The organism is Nocardia sp. Marseille-Q1738 (genome assembly GCF_965283145.1).
Genome location: NZ_CBDIMS010000002.1, coordinates 822,364 through 839,996, shown reverse-complemented (window position 1 = coordinate 839,996; position 17,633 = coordinate 822,364). Strand labels below are relative to the sequence as shown.

General features: G+C 66.8%; 14 protein-coding genes. 6 read left to right on the top strand and 8 right to left on the bottom strand.

Annotated features, from left to right (window positions below; genetic code table 11):
- Positions 1-100: 100 nt before the first annotated feature.
- A complete protein-coding gene (locus ACWPXK_RS12260) occupies positions 101-1,123 on the top strand; it encodes an LLM class flavin-dependent oxidoreductase (RefSeq protein WP_454196168.1) in 1,023 nt (340 codons plus the stop codon).
- A 102-nt stretch (positions 1,124-1,225) separates the two neighbouring features.
- Here the strand turns inward: ACWPXK_RS12260 and ACWPXK_RS12255 are convergent, their stop codons facing one another.
- The 3 genes from ACWPXK_RS12255 to ACWPXK_RS12245 form a co-directional block, all read right to left on the bottom strand.
- Complete coding sequence (locus ACWPXK_RS12255; RefSeq protein WP_454196436.1) at positions 1,226-1,585, bottom strand: DUF4254 domain-containing protein; 360 nt, start codon at positions 1,583-1,585, stop codon at positions 1,226-1,228.
- A 321-nt stretch (positions 1,586-1,906) separates the two neighbouring features.
- Positions 1,907-2,287 (bottom strand): DUF1304 domain-containing protein, encoded by a 381-nt coding sequence (locus ACWPXK_RS12250; protein ID WP_454196167.1) that lies wholly within the window; start codon positions 2,285-2,287, stop codon positions 1,907-1,909.
- Between the two features lie 164 nt (positions 2,288-2,451).
- Positions 2,452-3,267: an amidohydrolase family protein gene (locus ACWPXK_RS12245; protein WP_454196166.1), complete on the bottom strand. Its 816-nt coding sequence runs from the start codon at positions 3,265-3,267 to the stop codon at positions 2,452-2,454.
- A 135-nt stretch (positions 3,268-3,402) separates the two neighbouring features.
- On the opposite strand from ACWPXK_RS12245, the gene ACWPXK_RS12240 reads away from it, so the two are divergent.
- Positions 3,403-6,831 carry a protein kinase domain-containing protein gene (locus tag ACWPXK_RS12240; RefSeq protein WP_454196165.1) on the top strand — a complete coding sequence of 1,143 codons (3,429 nt, stop codon included), beginning with the start codon at positions 3,403-3,405 and terminating at the stop codon, positions 6,829-6,831.
- A gap of 33 nt (positions 6,832-6,864) precedes the next feature.
- Here ACWPXK_RS12240 and ACWPXK_RS12235 read toward each other — a convergent pair whose 3' ends face one another.
- The 3 genes from ACWPXK_RS12235 to ACWPXK_RS12225 form a co-directional block, all read right to left on the bottom strand.
- Positions 6,865-8,166 (bottom strand): diguanylate cyclase domain-containing protein, encoded by a 1,302-nt coding sequence (locus ACWPXK_RS12235; protein ID WP_454196164.1) that lies wholly within the window; start codon positions 8,164-8,166, stop codon positions 6,865-6,867.
- Positions 8,167-8,286: 120 nt separating this feature from the next.
- Positions 8,287-9,483 (bottom strand): terpene synthase family protein, encoded by a 1,197-nt coding sequence (locus tag ACWPXK_RS12230; protein WP_454196163.1) that lies wholly within the window; start codon positions 9,481-9,483, stop codon positions 8,287-8,289.
- Entirely contained in the window at positions 9,484-10,158 is a 675-nt protein-coding gene (locus ACWPXK_RS12225) for a PAS and ANTAR domain-containing protein (RefSeq protein ID WP_454196435.1), read from the bottom strand.
- Between the two features lie 753 nt (positions 10,159-10,911).
- Between ACWPXK_RS12225 and ACWPXK_RS12220 the strand changes: the two genes are divergently transcribed.
- From ACWPXK_RS12220 to ACWPXK_RS12210, 3 genes are all read left to right on the top strand, one after another.
- Positions 10,912-11,772, top strand: coding sequence for a helix-turn-helix domain-containing protein (locus tag ACWPXK_RS12220; RefSeq protein WP_454196162.1), 861 nt, complete (start codon positions 10,912-10,914; stop codon positions 11,770-11,772).
- A 117-nt stretch (positions 11,773-11,889) separates the two neighbouring features.
- On the top strand, positions 11,890-13,278 hold the full coding sequence (locus ACWPXK_RS12215) for an APC family permease (RefSeq protein WP_454196161.1): 1,389 nt from the start codon (positions 11,890-11,892) through the stop codon (positions 13,276-13,278).
- 92 nt (positions 13,279-13,370) lie between these two features.
- Complete coding sequence (locus ACWPXK_RS12210) at positions 13,371-13,868, top strand: hypothetical protein (protein WP_454196160.1); 498 nt, start codon at positions 13,371-13,373, stop codon at positions 13,866-13,868.
- Here ACWPXK_RS12210 and ACWPXK_RS12205 read toward each other — a convergent pair whose 3' ends face one another.
- Both ACWPXK_RS12205 and ACWPXK_RS12200 read right to left on the bottom strand, forming a co-directional pair.
- Positions 13,869-14,321 (bottom strand): DUF4254 domain-containing protein, encoded by a 453-nt coding sequence (locus ACWPXK_RS12205; RefSeq protein WP_454196159.1) that lies wholly within the window; start codon positions 14,319-14,321, stop codon positions 13,869-13,871. It lies immediately after the preceding gene.
- A 261-nt stretch (positions 14,322-14,582) separates the two neighbouring features.
- A complete protein-coding gene (locus ACWPXK_RS12200; RefSeq protein ID WP_454196158.1) occupies positions 14,583-15,521 on the bottom strand; it encodes a phosphotransferase in 939 nt (312 codons plus the stop codon).
- Between the two features lie 673 nt (positions 15,522-16,194).
- Between ACWPXK_RS12200 and ACWPXK_RS12195 the strand changes: the two genes are divergently transcribed.
- Entirely contained in the window at positions 16,195-17,598 is a 1,404-nt protein-coding gene (locus ACWPXK_RS12195; RefSeq protein ID WP_454196157.1) for a GH25 family lysozyme, read from the top strand.
- Positions 17,599-17,633 lie beyond the last annotated feature (35 nt).

Genomic DNA, 17,633 nt, shown 5'->3' with positions numbered 1-17,633 from the left:
GGGTCGGACCGATGCCGAAGGCCAGCTGGAATAGTTTCGGACCACGGTCCGTTTACAGGTGTTGGTTGACATCGAAACTATCCGGAAAGAGGCTCGAACCGTGGAACTGGGACTCACGACGTTCGCCGAGCTCTATCCCGTCGGCGACCGGCCCGCACCGACGGCGGCCGAGCGGCTGCGCGAAGTGGTCGAGGAGGCCGTCGCCACCGAGCGGGCGGGACTCGACGTGTACGGCGTCGGTGAACACCACCGCAAGGACTTCGCCGCCTCCTCGCCCGCGGTCGTGCTCGCGGCGATCGCGGCCCGCACCGAGCGGATCCGACTCACCAGCGCGGTCAGCGTGTTGAGCTCGGACGATCCGGTCCGGGTGTACCAGGACTTCGCGACGCTGGACGGCCTGTCCGCGGGCCGCGCGGAGCTGATGGCCGGGCGCGGCTCGTTCACCGAGTCGTTCCCGCTGTTCGGTTACGACCTGGCCGACTACGACGAACTGTTCGACGAGAAGCTGGCGCTGCTGCTGCGCATTCGCCAGGACGAGCCGGTCACCTGGAGCGGCAAGTTCCGTCCGCCGCTGCGCGACACCGTCGTCTACCCGCGCACCGACCATCGGCCACTGCCGGTCTGGATCGCGGTGGGCGGCAGCCCCGAATCGGTGATCCGCGCCGGACTGCTCGGCCTTCCGCTGGCCATCGCGATCATCGGCGGACAGCCCGCCCGATTCAAGCCGCTGGTGGACCTCTACCATCGTGCTCTGGAAGAGGGAGGCCACCCGAAACAGGCGGTCGCGGTGCACGCGCACGGGTATGTCGCGGACACCGACGAGCAAGCCGTCGCCGACTTCTACGAGCCGTACGCACTGGCGATGAGCACCATCGGGCGCGAACGCGGGTGGGGACCCATGACACGCGCCCAGTTCGACGCCTTGCGCGCACCGGGAGGCTCGCTGTTCGTCGGTACGCCCGACTACGTCGCCGACAAGGTCGCCGCGGTCGGTGAAACGCTCGGACTCGACCGCTTCATGCTGCACACCAGCGTCGGCACACTGCCGCACGAAAAGGTCTTGCACACCATCGAACTGCTCGGCGCGAAGGTCGCCCCGCGCCTTGCCGCCATCGCGGAGTGATTGCCGCGCACCGGGAGTGGCGGGCGTGCCGCGCCAGTCGACTACGCGGCACGCCGGGCGCGGCGCCCCGTTGCGCCCGCCGTCACTGTGCCGGTGAGCTGATCACTGCTCGGGCAGACGGCGGCGGCCACCGGCCACGTCGGTTACCAGATCAGTGTATCCGTCGACGAGTTCGGCCAGGTGATACCAATGTTTATGGGTATTGTCGCTGCGCGCGCCTTCGGTATCGATGACCTGATTCGCGTCCACCCAGCTACGCGCCATCCGGTCCACCACCGCGCCGAGGCTTTCGGTGTGCAACGAGGCCCCGTTGCGGTGCTGCGGCATCTCCTGCGCCACCCAGTCATTGATATCGTCGACGAGTTCGCTGCGCCGACAGTCGATTTCGGCAATGAGGGCGACGTCCTTCAGCTGGGCGCGGCGCTGATGTAGCTCGGCGAGCGCGTGCGCGGACCGTAGCAGTTCCCGATCTTGGAAACGGCGTCCCTGGAAAGCGCACAATAATTGCGGCGCGGTCGGTAATGCGCCGACCGTCGGCGCGCTCACCGCCCTACTCCGAGTTCACCCGACACCAACGCTCTTTGTACCAACATGATTGGCTCTCGATTCGGTTATCCCGGTCATCGGATCGGTTGTCACAACAAGGATAGCTGGATCATGCACGTACAGATGCACGAACGCAAGATTGCGTCCGCCCTTCTGCGGTCAAGGGCTCCTGATAGCGCGGAATGCCCAGAGCCCATCGAGCACAATCGATTTCGGCGCCCGCCGGGCCTGCGACACTCAGAGCTGGGTCAGCGCGGCCAGCAACGTCAGTATGGGCAGCGTGCCCTGTATTACGGCGCCCCTGGCGAACCGGCGATCGTGGGCCACCAGGACGATCGCGGCGGCCAGCATCGACCCGCATCCCGTCAGCACCAGCGCCCAGCCCGCCTCCGGGACCGGCCGCAGGAGCGCCACGCCCACCAGCGTCGTCACCGCGAGAAACAGGTTGTAGAAGCCTTGGTTGAACGCCCACGGCCGCGCCGCGGGCATATCACTGTCGGACACCTGGAAGATCCCCTTGTACACCTTGGGATCTTTGAACCGCACGGATTCCATGACGAAGATGCCGATGTGGAGCAGGGCGGCCGCGACCGCCAGCGCCTGGACAACCCAGAGCATGTGACCTCCTGACGAAGTGAACCGGCCGGAGGACGTCGGCGGCGATCGCGGATCATGGGCGAGCCGACGCGGACGGCCTTGGCGACTCCGGTATGCCGACGCGCATCCTATGGCCCGGCCCGCGCCGCCCTCCGCAACGCACCCTCGACACGCCGCGGCTCACGTCATCTCGAGAGCCCGAACACACGACGCGCGTTGCCGTCGAGATACAGCTCGCGGGTTTCCTCGTCGAGGCCCAGCCCGTCGAGCCCGTCGAGCGCGTGCTGCGGGAAGATCATCGGGTAGTTCGTACCGAACAACACCTTGCGGCGGCCGCTACCGGACTTCAGGTACGAGACCAGCTCCGCCGGAAGACGTTTCGTCGTATAGGCCGAGGTGTCGATGACGACGTTCTCGTGCTTGCGCGCGACGGCGATCATTTCCTCCGTCCACGGATATCCGATATGTCCGCACACGATGGTCAGTTCCGGGAAGTCGAGCGCGACCTGATCGATGTACGGGATGGGGCGGCCGGTCTCCGACGGCCGCAGCGGACCGGTGTGCCCCACCTGCGTACAGAACGGGAGGCCCAGGTCGACACAGGCCGCGAACAGCGGATAGAAGCGCCGATCGGTCGGCGGAAGCTCCCACAACCACGGCAGCACCCGCAAGCCCTTGAATCCTTGCTCGGCGCGGCGGCGCAGTTCCCGCACCGCGTCCATCGGCCTGCGCAGATCCACCGACGCGAGGGGGAACAGGCGCTGCGGCGCCTCCGCGGCCCATGCCGCGACCTCGTCGTTGGAGATCAGAACGCCGTCCGGCGCGTGCCAGGCCGAGATCAGCGCCTGGTCGACGCCCGCGGCGTCCATCGCGTCCAAGGTGACCGTCAGCGGGATGTCACCGGTCGGGATGGTGGCGCCGGTCCAGCGCCGGAGCGAGGCGAACATGTCGTGGGCAAGGAACCGCTGGGTGGGGTGTTGCGCCCAGACGTCGATGGTCATGTGCGTGATCCTGTTCGTCGCATCGGGATGGATCGCCTCCCGGCCACAGCGGTCGCAATAACCGAACCGGGAGGTTCGCCAGGCATAAACTGGGTATCTATCGCAGGACCGTAGACACCGAGGCAGAGCAGGGCAATGGCTGGTTCGGACCCGTTCGCCACACAGCGCGATCGGCCTCCAGGTATCGAGCAGGAACTGGAGGGCGCGGGTCTCGACGACCCCCACGTGATCGGCAAGGGCGGCTTCGGCGTGGTCTACCGCTGCCGGCAGCGCGCGCTGAATCGCAGCGTCGCGGTCAAGGTCCTCACCGGGCGGCCGGATCTGGAGCCGGAGAATGTCGAGCGGTTCCTGCGCGAGCAGCAGGCGATGGGCGCGCTGTCCGGGCACCCGAACATCGTGCCGATCCTGCACGTGGGCACCACCGCCAGCGGACGCCCCTATCTGGTGATGCCGTATCACTCGCAGGGTTCCTTGGCCAACCGCATCCGCCGCGAGAATTTCCTGCCGTGGCAAGAGGCGATCGGGATCATCATCAAGTTGGCCGGGGCCCTGGAGACCGCGCATCGCGCGGGGATCCTGCATCGCGACATCAAACCGGACAACGTGCTGCTCACCGACTACGGCGAGCCGCAGCTCACCGACTTCGGGATAGCCCGTGTCGAAGGGGGTTTCGAGACCGCGGCCGGGGTGGTGACCGGTTCTCCGGCGTTCACCGCGCCGGAGGTCCTGCGCTCGGGGGTCCCGTCGGTGGCCTCCGACGTCTATGGGCTCGGCGCGACGCTGTTCGCCATGATCACCGGTCACGCGGCGTACGAACGTCGCTCCGGCGAGCAGATCGTCGCCCAGTTCCTGCGGATCGCCGCGGATCCGCTCCCGGATCTGCGCCCCGACGGCATCCCCGACGACGTGTGCGCCGCCATCGAGGCCAGCATGTCGCACGATCCGGCGAACCGTCCGCGCTCCGCCGCCGCGTTCGGCGAATCGCTGCGCGATATCCAGCGCGCGAACGGCCTGCCGATCCAGAACATGACGCTGCCTACTGTCGATCAGGCGATCTCGATACAGGAAGACCTCAGCACCCGGCCCATGGCGGCCACGGCACGACACCCCTCGGCCCACCCCAAGACGCCGCCCACACCGGAGACGAGGTTCCGCCCGGCGATGTCCTCCCGGCCACTGGTCCGCCGCGACCGGCTGATGGACGCGTTGCAAACCGAGCCGCGACCGCGGCTTGCCGTCATCCATGCCCCCGCCGGGTTCGGCAAGAGCACGCTGGCGGCCCAATGGGCCAAGCGTCTGGCCGAAACCGATGGTGTGACGGTGGCGTGGTTGAACGCCGACCGGGACGACAACAACGTCGTGTGGTTGCTCACCCACCTGATCGAGGCGTTCAACCGGGCCAGCCCGGAACTGGTGCCCCAGTTGGCGCGGATACTCGAAGAGGGCGGCGACAGCGCGGCCCGCTATGTGCTCACCACGCTGATCGACACCATCCACGAACGCGGCGATCGGTTCGCGCTCGTCATCGACGACTGGGATCGGGTCACCGACCCGGCCGCCGTCGACGCGTTGCATTTCCTGATCGAGCAGGGCTCACACCATCTGCAGATCATTCTGACCAGCCGATCGGTCGAGAGTTTACCGCTCGGCACCATGCGCGTTCGCCATGAGATGGTCGAAATCGATGCCGCCGCATTGCGTTTCGACGCGGAGGAAGCGCGCGCGTTGCTCGCCGAGCAGAGCGGTGTCGCGCTGGCCGACAAGGAGAGCGCCGAGCTGCGCGACTGCACCGAAGGCTGGGCGGCCGCATTGCAGCTGGCTTCGCTGTCGCTGCGCGAGCACCCGGACCCAGGGACACTGATCGCTCACCTGTCCGGGCGTCATCACACCATCGGCGAATACCTGGCCGAGAACGTGCTCGACACCGTCGAGCCGGATCTGCTCGATGTTCTGCTCAAAACCTCGCTGCCCGAACGCATCTGCGGCAGCCTGGTCACCGCGCTGACCGGTCGGCCGCATGGGCAGGCCGTGCTGGAGAACCTCGAACGCCGCAATCTGTTCCTGCGCCGGATCGACGAAGCCGGTGAATGGTTCCGTTACCACCACCTGTTCGCGGAGTTCATCCGGCAGCGGCTCGAACGCGACCATCCCGAGCAGGTGCCCGAACTGCATCGTGCGGCCGCCGCCTGGTTCGCCGAGCACCAAATGCTCAGCGAAGCCATCGAGCACGCGCTGGCCTGCGGCGACGAGAAGAAGGCCGTCGACTTCGTCGAGGGGAAGACCCGCGCCCTGGTACAGGACGGACAGCTCGCGACGTTCCTGGGCCTGGTCGCCAAACTTCCCACGGCGGAAGCCTGCGCACGCCCGCAACTGCAGATCGGTGTGGCGTGGACGAATGCCCTGCTGCGTCGGACCACCGACCTGCACGCCGCGTTGCGACTGGTCCGGGCGTCACTGGAGAAGTCTCCGGAGCCCGACCCCGATGTCGCGGTCGAGGCCGACCTCATCGAGGGCGTGGAGCACGTGTTCGCCGACCGCCCGGAAGGCGTGGACGCCGTGGTCGCCGCGTGCCTGGACCGGGCCGACACGCTGGGGCCGTGGGCGCTCGGCGCCGCCGCGAACCTCGCCGCGTTCTCCGCGAGCTGCCGGTTCGACTACGACCGAGCGCGCGAATGGCACGACTGGGCGGCCCCGTACTACCGGGAAACCCGCAACACGTTCAGCCTGATGTACAGCAACAGCCTGGTCGGCATCGCGGCGCGGGAGCAGCTCGATATCGCCGCGGCGGAACGCAGTTTCCGGACCGCTCTGCACATCGCCACCACCTCGTCGGGCCCGCAGTCCTACGCCGCGCGGTTGGCCGGCGCTCTGCTGGGCGAACTGCTCTACGAACGCGACCAGCTCGCCGCCGCGGAACGGCTGCTGGACGAGGCGGGGCGGCTCGGCACCGAGGGCGGGCCGGTCGAATTCATGATGGCCGCCTACGCCACCGGCGCCCGCATCAAGGCTCTGCGCGGTGACCTCGCGGCCGCCGCGCGCCGCCTGGACGAAGGCGCCGAGGCCGCGCGCGCCCTGAAGCTGCCGCGGCTGGCCACCCGGATCGCCAACGAGCAGGTCCGGCTCGGACTCACCGCGAGTTACGTCACCGAACCGCCGTCCGGCGTAGACGGGATCGCGACGATCACCGCGGAAATGCGCGAGGAGTCCGCGATCCGGATGCTGCTGCGGTCGGGTGCCGCGAAACGGGCGGCCGCCGCGGTCGCACGCGCCCAGCAGTTACGCGATGCCATCGACACCGCGCGACGCCCACGGGCCGCGGCGCAGGCACAGCTGCTGCTCGCCTCGTGCCTCGCGGCGGCGGGGAAGACCGACGCCGCGAAGGGTGCCCTGGTGCCGGTGGTGGCCAAGCACGCCGACGTGGGCCTCATCCGGCCGCTGCTCGACGAAGGCACCTGGATCACGTCACTGCTGCACACCCTGAATTACGACCTGCGCGAAGGACTCTGGAAAGACGAATGGCCGATCGTCCCGCCAGCCTTCCTGCACCGGTTGCTGGAACGCTGAAAGACCTTGCCGGAGGATAACTTTCCGCACGGTTCACAGCACAGGCTGCGGTCCGCGAGAGGTATCCGTGTCGAGGATGTGCAGCACCCACCGGCCCTTGCCGTCGGCTTTGGCGCGGTAGAGGCCGGTGTCGGCGGCATCGAGCAGCGATTCGGCGTCCGCGCCCGCGACCGCGGTGACGACCGCGCCGATGCTGATGGACATGCGTAGCCGCCGGTCGCCCGCGGTGATCGGATCGACCAACGCCTCGAGCAGGCTGTTCGCCACGGCGGCCACCCGGTGGTCGCTGGCGGGCGGCGGGATCAGCGCGACGAACTCGTCACCGCCGATGCGTGCGATCAGGCAACCCGAGCCACGCACGCTGTCCTGCAAACGCGCGGCGATCGCGGTAAGGATCTGATCGCCCGTTCCGTGGCCGTAGCGATCGTTGACGTGCTTGAAGCGATCGATGTCGACGAAACACAACCCCGCGCGGTCGCCATTGCTGGCGCCCGCGATCATCTCGTCGATCCGTTCGACGAGATGCCGCCGGTTGGGCAGCCCGGTGAGCGGGTCGTGGCGGGCCTGCCGATGCAGCTCTTCGCGCATCCGGTGCTGCTCGGTCACGTCTTCGCCGACCGCGAGCAGATAGTCGCTCTGCCCGTCCACGCCCTTGACGAACGTGATGGCGAACGCCGCCCACCCGTAACTGTCGTCGGCGCGACGAATCCGCTGCTCCAGTTTCACGGTGCCGTGCCCGGCCGGGACCAGCTGCTCATAGACCAGCGTGCGGATGCCGTCGCGGTCACTGGGGTGCGCGAAGTCGTAGACCGACACCCCGCGCAGGGCTTCGACCGGGACTCCGATCATGTCGGCCAGGCCGCGGTTGGCGTCCAGCAGCGTCCCGTCGGTGTCGCCGATGGCGATGGCGATCGCGGCGTTGTCGAAGACGACGCGGAACCGCTCGTCGGCCGCTCGAGTCGCGTCACCCAGCGCGTCCGGGTGCCCCTGCTCGTGCGGGCGCAGGTGCGCTTCGTACCCCTGCCCCACCGCGGCGAGCAGCGCCGCGAGCCGTCGGCCGCTGCTCGGGTGCGCGGCGCGTTCGGCCAATTCGAACAACACCTCGGCGGACACACTGGGTACGGCGGGCGCGATCACCCCGGCGGCGGCCAGCTCGGCGCCCACGCGGGCACCCACACCGGCGTCGAAAGGTTCGGCTTCGAGGCCGGAAACCAGCTCCTCGACCAGGCCGAGTAGCAGGACCTCGGGGGCGGGCACGGACACGGACTCACCGGTGACGGCCCGCAATGCCTGCCACCACGAGTTCGCCAGCCTGGCGAATTCGATCTGTTCCACCGCAACCCCCTCACCATTCAGGCCGGAGATAGCCCCCGACGCATCGTATCCACATATGTTCGATACCGTCGAGTACTCCCGCTGGGAGCGCATTCCCACTGCTGGTGATGATGCGCGGTACTAACCCGTGCCGTTCTCAGTGAATATCGAGGCGCCTTTATAGCGCAACGTCGTGATCTGCCAGGCCCAGGTCGCCTGGACACAGGCGATCAGATCGGCGATGTGGGTCGAGACGGTGGCCGCCAGAGCGGCATCATCCGCTCCCACGAGATCGCATCGTTCGGCAGTGGCCGCACCAACCTGCCGGAATTCCGTGAGCCGCGCCCGAACGATCTCGGTGGCGCCGTGCACGGCGTCCGCCAAAGACCACCCGGGATGGTTCAGCAGGACCACCGGGATCAGGTTGAAGTCCGCGAGATCGACGATGCACTCCTTTTCGAAAGAGAACACGTCGTTCATCAACGCCCCGACCTCGACGGTCAGCACCCTCAACCGGCGCAGGTCCCCGTCGAGCCCCGCGCGCCGGATCCGGTCCCAGGGCAGGTAGTCGTCGCGACCGAATTCGCACAGGGCGATGGCCGGATACATGCCCGATACCCGGGCCCGCAGGTCGATGTACTCCGCGACGCTGAGCAGTTCGCCGCGGGTGCGGGCATTCTGGTCCTGGATCGCGGGCCGCAGATGATCGATGGTGGCGTCGACGAACCGATCGAGCCAGGCCGGATCGGCGAGGGCGGACAGCATGGTGAGGAAGGCCGACGTCGCGGCCTCCAGCGGGGTCGGATCGCCCGGCGCCGAGCATGTGCGCAACAGCGAGCACAACCGATCGACCGCGGCGCGCGCCCGTCGCTGCTCGTCGTGGTCCAGGTGCCCGAACTTCTCCCGGCCCACAGTGTCGTTGAGCCAGAACAGGATTGCGTTATAGAGGCCGATGATCGTCATTCGCTCGACGCTGATGGCGCCGGGGTGCAGATACGGCGTCATGCTGTTGTAGTGCTTGCCGCCGGGATCGAGCCAGATCGCATGGGCCCGGCAGAATCGTTCGACCGCCGCACAGGCCTGCGCCCCGAACCGGTTCGGCCGGAAGTCGCGGCAGTAGTCGAGTATGTCCCAGTCGGGCGTGCTGAACATCGCGCGCAACGACCACTGCCGCCCCGCCCGCAGCAACTCCTCGTGCTGCACGCGCATATTCACGATGTCCCGCTCGAGCGCCGATGTGTACTCACCGACCACGACGACTCCGTCTCCACAATGGTTACTTCGCCTAAATTCTCTCGGCTTACCACCCGTGGGACTGGTCGAATGACCAAAAGTCACTCACTCCGCCGCCATGACGTCGCCGTGCATGGTCAGCAGCAGATGGTCGAAGCGGGCTCGTTGCGAGGCCGGACCGCCACCGATGGCGGGAATCTCGGTGACCAGCCGCTGCGCCAGCGTGCGCAGCTTGACGTTGGTCTCCTGGGAACGCCATTGCAGCACCCGGAACGCCTGTTCTGCGTTGATGCCGTAGACCACCATGAGCACCCCTTTGGCCTGTTCGATCACCGCCCGTGATTCGACGAGCTCGGGCAGGGTGCCGTCGAGGACCTCCTGCCGGTTCTCCTCGAGGGTCTCGGACACGTCGATGAAATAGCCGCTCGTGCCGATCACCAGGCCCCGGTCGTCGAGCATTCGGTCGGCGACGACGAGCACGTGATGGATCCGCCCGGAGGTATCGATGACGCGATGGCGGCCGCAGAACGGCTCCGCGGAACGCATGGCGGCGTCGATGAACCGGGCGACCAGCGCGCGGTCGTCGGGATGCTTGTGCGCCAGCAGCAGTTCGGTGCTCGGCTGCGTGCTCCCGGCGGCGTAGCCGTAGAGAGCCGCGAGGCCATCCGACCATTCCCATCGCTGATCGTCGAACCAGAAACGGAAGCTACCCACGCTCTGCGGCGTGCCAGCGACGACGCTCTCGACCGCGGAGGCGCTTGTCAGCGCGAGGTCATCCATCCTCGTCACGCGGGTCATTATCCAACCGTCCCGGTCCCGTATCAGCGCGGAACACAATCCGAAATCGAACTGTAGCAAACTTTCAGCATCCACCAGGTGTGCGAGCATTTCCGCAGAAAACTAGGGCATTCGACATACTGCGATCGATCCGGCAATCCATCCGCAACAGACAGGTCGCACGGCATCCGATACGGCTGTCCGCAACACCGGCCAGCAGATGCCGTGCAACCGGCGCAGCGCCGTGACGCACTGCCGGACCGGCCGCCACGCCCACTGCCGCCGCGCTACCCCCGGTCGCGAATGCGGTCTTCGATGTCGGCCGTGGAGGACTGGGCACCCACGGGAGAACCCGCGACCGACGCGGATCACCGTCACACGCCACTCCCGTCACGACAGCGCGCCATTCGCCGGCTACGTACCGCCCGCTCCCGCTCCCGCTCCCCGAACCGGGCAACGGCCGATACCCAGCTCCCGAGCCCGCAGATGGCAGCATTCCCCATCATGGGAAGAGCGGCGCCGGCCATCCCGCGAGTATTGGTACCGCGGTGCGGCCTACCCTCGGGCCTGGTTTGCCCCCGGGCTTCCCCGCAATCGTCCGCGTCCCGAAAAACACTGACCATAATGCGGATCACTGGAGGTAGTCTCTGTTGCTGTGTCCCGCTTTCATTGCAGATCCGCTGCATGAGAGCCGTATTCACGTGAGGACGCCGTAACGCGTTCCAGCAAGTGCGCAAGACCGAAAGGGTTGTTCTGATGGCAGGCAAGCGCACCGTACTGACCGTCCGGTTGCGACGTCTGGCGGCAATGCTGCACGAGATGCGCGAAAACGCCCAGCTCAGCAAGGAAGAGGTCAGCGCGAAGACCGGGATCAACGTCACCACGCTGTACCGGATCGAGACCGCGCAGGCCCGCCCGCAGCGCCGCACCCTCATGGCGATGCTCGACCTCTACCAGATCGGCGACGATTCTCGCGAAGACGCCCTGGAATTGCTATCGGACGCGTTGAAGCCCGGCATGTCGCGCGCCTACGAGGGCAGCGTGTCGGAGGTGTACGCCGCCTACATCAACTTCGAGTCCGAGGCGCTGTCTGCCCGCCACTACCAAACCTCGATCATCCCAGGGCTTTTGCAGACCTACGAGTACGCGACGGCGGTGATCGACACCTCGATGCCGAAGCTGGAGGCGTCGGTGATGGAGAGCAGGGCGAAGGCCAGGATGGATCGCGCCGCCAACCTCTCCAAGGAGGAGCCGCTCGAGCTGTGGGTGGTGATGGACGAGGCCGCGATCCGGCGCACGGTCGGCGGCCCCTCGGTGATGCGCGGCCAGCTCGAGCGGCTGCTGCTGGAGACCAAGCGAAAGAACGTGATCCTGCAGATCCTGCCGTTCGACGCGGGCGCGCATCCGGGCATGGCCGGCCCGTTCACGCTGCTGGATTTCCCCGATCCCGCCGACCCCGAACTGGTCTATGTCGAGGGCATCGCGGGTGACGAACTCATCGAGGGCCACAACGAGATCCGGCGTTTCGGCGTCATCTTCGACCAGCTGCGCGCCATGGCGTTGAGCCCGCGCGACTCCGCGGCCATGATCGTGGAGGCCGCACGCCGGATGGACTGAGCGACCCGCTGGCCGACCCGACATCCCGCCGTGTTCGTCCCTGGGTGAACGGCCCCGGTTAGCGACTATTTCCCCGGCGAATGGGTACTCTCGGCCTTACTGCCGAGGGGAGGACGCATGTCCGACGTCACCGTGAATCCGCCAGCCCACTCCGAGCCCGAACTGAAACGGGTGATGGGGCCGGGGTTGCTGCTGCTGTTCGTCGTCGGTGACATTCTGGGCACCGGTATCTACGCGCTCACCGGCAAGGTGGCCAACGAAGTGGGCGGCGCCGTGTGGGTGCCGTTCCTCGTCGCGTTCCTGGTCGCGCTCATCACCGGTTTCAGCTATCTCGAGCTGGTCACCAAGTACCCGCACGCCGCGGGGGCCGCGCTGTACACGCACAAGGCTTTCGGCATCCATTTCCTCACCTTCATGGTCGCCTTCGCGGTGATGAGCTCCGGGATCACCTCCGCCTCCACCGCCTCGCGAGCCTTCGCGGCCAACTTCGCCGAAGCCTTCGACCTGGATATCGGCAACGGCATCGCGGTGACGGTGATCGCGCTGGCGTTCATGGCGGTGGTGGCGGCGGTGAACCTGCGCGGGGTGAGCGAGGGCGTGAAGCTCAACGTGGTGCTCACGTGCGTGGAGCTGACCGGCCTGCTGATCGTCATCGCCATCGGCTGCTGGGCGCTCGGCTTCGGCGACGGCGATTTCTCCCGCATCGTGGAATTCGACACCAGTGAGCGCACCGCGGTTGGCGGCGTCATCGTGGCCACCACGCTCGCGTTCTACGCCATGGTCGGGTTCGAGGACTCGGTGAACATGGCCGAGGAGTGCAAGGAGCCGAGCCGGATCTTCCCGAAGGTTCTGCTCGCCGGGCTGCTCATCACGGGTCTCATCTACGTGCTGGTCTCCATCAGCGCGATCGCGCTCGTCCCCGCCACCGAGCTCGGCCAAGGCGATACGCCACTGCTGAAGGTGGTCGAGGTCGGTGCGCCCGGCTTCCCGACGCACGTCTTCGCCTACATCACCATGTTCGCGGTCGCCAACTCGGCGCTGATCAACATGCTGATGGCCAGCCGCCTGATCTACGGCATGGCCAGGCAGAATGTGCTGCCGCGGCCGTTCGGCCACGTGGGCGAGCGGCGCCGAACACCGTACAACGCCATCGTTTTCACCACGCTGCTGGCGCTCGGACTCATCCTGTTCGTCGGTGAGGTGCCCGAGCTCGGCGGCACTACCGCACTGCTGCTGCTGGCGGTGTTCACCGTGGTGAACGTGGCCGTGCTGGTGCTGCGGCGAGACCAGGTGGCCCACAAGCACTTCCACACGCCGACGCCGCTGCCGATCCTGGGGGCGCTGAGCTGTGGCTTCCTCGTCACACCTTTCACCGACCGCAATCCGGCGCAGTACGCCATCGCGGGCGTGCTGCTGGCCATCGGCGTCGCACTGTGGGGCCTGAACTACCTGGCCATCCGCGCCATGCGGGCACAACCCCTGGACACCGAGCCGCCCGCGAAGTGACCGATCGCGCGCTCCGGCAGCCGATTACCTGCCGCCGGTATGTCCGGTTCTGCGGATGACTAGTGGCTGCGATGTAGGTAAGGTTGGCGCCGATGACCAGCATGGAAGCGCGCTTAGGTGACGCGACTCGAAGCGTGCCGCTGCCCAACCCGTGGAACCTGACCGTCTATTTGGCCGCGGTGGCCGCGCACCGCGGCCGCTCGATCAGCCTGCACCCCGTTCCGAAGGCGATGCTGGCCGACACGGGCTGTGGCGGCGGCGGCCTATGGGTAGCGCGCAAGCACGACGACATCGTCGTGTACGACGCCGCGGCGACCGGCCGCAACGCCGATCACGTCATCCTGCACGAAATCGGTCACATGCTACTCGGGCATCACAAGGACGCGGAGCGCGTCGATTCGCTGCCGCCCTCGCTGGCCGTCATCCTGCCCTCGATCTCGCCGCACTCCATCGAACATGTGCTCGGCCGTGCCGAATTCGGAGCCGACCGCGAGCGGGAAGCGGAAGTGTTCGCCGACATGACCATGGTCTACGCGACGTTGCCGCGACGGCGCTCTCGGTCGTTCCGGCTGTTCGGTCGGGGCAAGTAGCTACCACCGGTCGTAGTGCGCCTCGGGTAGTCGCCTGGCCCCGGTGCGCAGGTCATCGATGAGATCCTGGTAGCCGTCGGCCAATTCGTCGACGCGGATCCAGGCGTCGTAGAAGACAGCGTCGGGCGCGTGGGCGAGGGCGATGAACGCCTGCGCGGCGAGCATGGCCAGCCGGTCCACCATTCTGCCCACGGTCTCGGTGTGTTCGGGCGCGGCGGGACGCGGTATCGGCGCCGCCAACGTGACCCAGCGGTCGATCCCGCGCACCAACTGCGCTCGTCGCCGGTCGAGTTTGTCGCACCGGCTGTGCGGAGTGCGTTCGCGAGTCTGGTGCAGCTGAGCCAATTCTCCAGCCGCCTCCAGCATCGGGTGGTCTATGTGCGGCAGGCCGCGAAATGCCGCCAGCAGCAGTTCTTTTCCGGGAATCGCCCGATCGTCGGACGTCTGATTCACCCTCAGCACCCCCATTCCGACCAGGGCGGACGCGTTGCGATCGCGTTCTCGATGCCTTGTCACGCCGGTGTTCCGGCACTGCCCGAACATCCACATGTGCCTAGCGTGACCCAGACCTGCCTCCTCCGCGTCCATTTCACGCGGTTCCGCCCACACGACACGCCCATCGACCGGACTTCCGGCACCCGATCGCAAGCCGCAAGCCGTGGCAAACATCCAGTGACCTCGTCTTTCTCGAAGACAGATCCGATTTTTCGGCGCCTATTCGCAGCCGAGTCGACACGCCAGCCAATCTCCGGCGAGTCGGGCAAATGCCGCTTGATGGGCGCGCAGGTGCGGCGAACGCGGCGGCCCCGGCTTGCGGCAGGCGGCCGCCCAATAACCGGCGAGCGCGCAGACGAAGGCGTCGACCGCCTCCCGATCGGCGTCGCGAGTCACCGGATGCGTGGCGATAATCGGCTCCGGATCCACACCGGCGGCCGCGATCGACGGAGCGAGAGCCACCAGGTCGATCCAAGCGGCGCCCCGGCAGGCCCACGCCCAGTCGACCGCCAGCACCACCCCGTCCGCCCGCCGCAGCATGTTGTCAGGGCGAAGATCGGTGTGGAGCAACGTATCTCCTCCCGCATGCGCCGACCACGTCGCTTCCAGCTCGGCCAACGCCGCCAGGTGCCGGACGGACCAACCGTCCAGATCCGGTGGCGGCCCCTCCGCCGCGAACGCCCGCCAGCCGACCAGCACCGGCCCATAGGCCTCGGCGATGGTCGGCACATCCGGCACTGGACTCGGCGTCAACTCCGTGGCCAACCGCGTCACCAGATCGAGGGTGTCCCGCAACTCCCGCGGATCACTCAACCGCGGAGACACCCCCGCCACATCGTCGAACCCGGCGACGAACCAGCCCTCGATGTCCTCGGCGAACCGGCACCGCGGCGCGGGCGCCGTCGCGGGCAGCCGCCCGGCGACCCGGGCCTCCGCCCGATACGCGGGCGCCAGCCCATCCTGCGCCTCGATCGCTTTCACGAACACGGCGGCGCCACCCGCCGTCCTCACTCGCGATGCCACACCATGACTGAACCCACCCCGCTGATCCACGGCCGCACACACCGCGTCCCCGACCACTCGCTCGATGCCCGCCCGTACGGCGTCCGGCAACTCCGTCCAACCGATCCGGCAGGCAGTGTCCTCGTAGTCCAGCATCCCACCATGGTCCGGGGGCACCTCCTCGGACGCTACCGAATTAGCCCTGGAATCGTTCCTCTCAAAGCGTGGCGGGTTTTCCTATTCGGCCCTGTCACGTGACAGCCAGAGCCGCCTCCGCACGCATAGCGGCTGTGGAAGATGAACGGGCACTTCAGCGGCAGTTCCACATCTTGTCTCAACAAAGCGCGGCGCGCGTGCGGGTCACCTACAATAGAGAGCGCGATCCGCAATCCGGCCGGTACGACCCAGAGTCACCCCTCAACCGCGGTCACGATACGAAGATCGTCAGCGGAAGGCATTCCCGAGGGGCCGCAAATGCTGGACGAGGTAGTCCAGGAGGCACCGAGCCTGTGAGACGTCACAAATCAGAACATGCCCTGGGCAGGGGACGAACTGGTTCATGTGGTCTGTCGATCCCCTCATCACTTCGCATCTGAGCTGAGAACCGCAGCCCGGGGACTACACGGCGCGGTAATGCGATTGCGGCCGCCCGGCACCTCGGGGAAGAGATCTGACGACTCGGGTACCCGAGCCCGTGGCCACACAACTGCTGCTGCTGTCGAACGTTCCGATACCGGCTGAACTCAACCCCGAAACTCCCGTAGTCAGGAGGCTCAGCATGGCTGTTACGCAGTGGAGGAACGTCGTTACCGGACCACTCGGAAAACGGATGGCGAAGTTCCTGGAGTCCTACCCGAACGCTGACGAGATCTACATCACCAGCGCGATAGACGGCGACCATGGCGCCGTTTCACACCACTACGGCTTGACCTACGACGGCTCGCCGACTGCCGCCCTGGATATCGGTGCCGGAGGATACCCGGCGGGTTCGGTCAAGATGCGTAACTTCGCCAAGTGGCTCTACGACAATTACGCGGACTTCACCGTGGAGCTCATTCACTCGACGCCGTTCAACGACGATGACGGGTTCTACGTCAAGAACCAAAGAAGGGATCCGGGCGGAGGCGTGTACGGCGGCCCGGGGGCGATCGGACACTTCGATCATATCCACTGGGCGACGTCAGCGGCCTTGATGACCGCCATGGAGCAGCGGGTGGGCCAAACCGCCCCCGATCGAGTCCATCCCACCACGACCCAACCAGCGCCGCTGGGGACCGGCGTGGCCAACACGACTCCGGTCTGGGGATGGGATGCCTCGGACTACGATTGGGACCGCGGCCCCATGAATCTTGTCGCGGCCAAACGAGATGGCATCTCGTTTTTCGTCCACAAATCGACCGAAGGCAAGACCTGGCGCGCGGCGCACTTCCAGGAAGCACTGGAAAGGGCACGCGGCGCGGAAATCCCGGTGCTCGGCGCGTATCACTTCTTGTGGCCCAACAACATCGAGCAGCAGGTCGACTTCTGGATGGACTACGTCGATGAGAGAACACCATGGTGGAAAGATGTGCCATGGATCTGGCAGATCGACGCCGAAAAATCCGCACCGATGCCTCGCCCGCCGAACCCGGAGGAGATACGCCAGGTCGTCGAGTTGCTGAAGGAGCGCATGACCCAGCAGAACGCCACCGGCTACGTGATCGCCTATGCGCCGAAGTGGCTCTACGACAATGAACTCACCGGAAATTACGACATCTGGAACAGCAACTACACCGGATCGGGCGCACCTCGTCCCTTCAAGGACCAGTACCAAGGGGTGACCGACTTCCAGGCCGGCTGGAAACCGATGTCAGGCCGGAAGCCAACGATCCTGCAGTTCGCGTCGGACGCCGTGGTCGGCACTCAGCACACCTGCTGTGTCGATAAATTCGACGGCGATCTCCATCAACTCATCCGGAAGTGTGGACGCGAACCCGAGCAGGTCCGAAGCCTCATCGACCCTGCGGAGATCCGCCGGATGCGGCCGGTCGAGGAGTACGCCCTCGCAAGTGCCGCCGGGCAGCGGGGCCTCGTCAACGGCACGATGTCTGCTCGCGCTGAGGGACGGCAGCGGGTCGAGACGGAATCATCGGGGCACTTCCCCGAGCCGCTCACCGCTGCGGAACAACGTGAACTGCTCGACCTGACACGTCAGCTGGCCGGGCAGAGCAGTACGACCAGCGGGCAGAAATAGGCAGCATTCCATGGCGTAAGAGTGTGATCCCTGGG

Excerpts from the sequence above, each read along its gene's own strand:
- ACWPXK_RS12250 (WP_454196167.1), bottom strand. The coding sequence starts at position 2,287 with ATGCTCTGGGTTGTCCAGGCGCTGGCGGTCGCGGCCGCCCTGCTCCAC.
- ACWPXK_RS12245 (WP_454196166.1), bottom strand. The coding sequence starts at position 3,267 with ATGACCATCGACGTCTGGGCGCAACACCCCACCCAGCGGTTCCTTGCC.
- ACWPXK_RS12240 (WP_454196165.1), top strand. The coding sequence starts at position 3,403 with ATGGCTGGTTCGGACCCGTTCGCCACACAGCGCGATCGGCCTCCAGGT.
- ACWPXK_RS12225 (WP_454196435.1), bottom strand. The coding sequence starts at position 10,158 with ATGGATGACCTCGCGCTGACAAGCGCCTCCGCGGTCGAGAGCGTCGTC.
- ACWPXK_RS12220 (WP_454196162.1), top strand. The coding sequence starts at position 10,912 with ATGGCAGGCAAGCGCACCGTACTGACCGTCCGGTTGCGACGTCTGGCG.
- ACWPXK_RS12215 (WP_454196161.1), top strand. The coding sequence starts at position 11,890 with ATGTCCGACGTCACCGTGAATCCGCCAGCCCACTCCGAGCCCGAACTG.
- ACWPXK_RS12210 (WP_454196160.1), top strand. The coding sequence starts at position 13,371 with ATGACCAGCATGGAAGCGCGCTTAGGTGACGCGACTCGAAGCGTGCCG.
- ACWPXK_RS12200 (WP_454196158.1), bottom strand. The coding sequence starts at position 15,521 with ATGCTGGACTACGAGGACACTGCCTGCCGGATCGGTTGGACGGAGTTG.
- ACWPXK_RS12195 (WP_454196157.1), top strand. The coding sequence starts at position 16,195 with ATGGCGAAGTTCCTGGAGTCCTACCCGAACGCTGACGAGATCTACATC.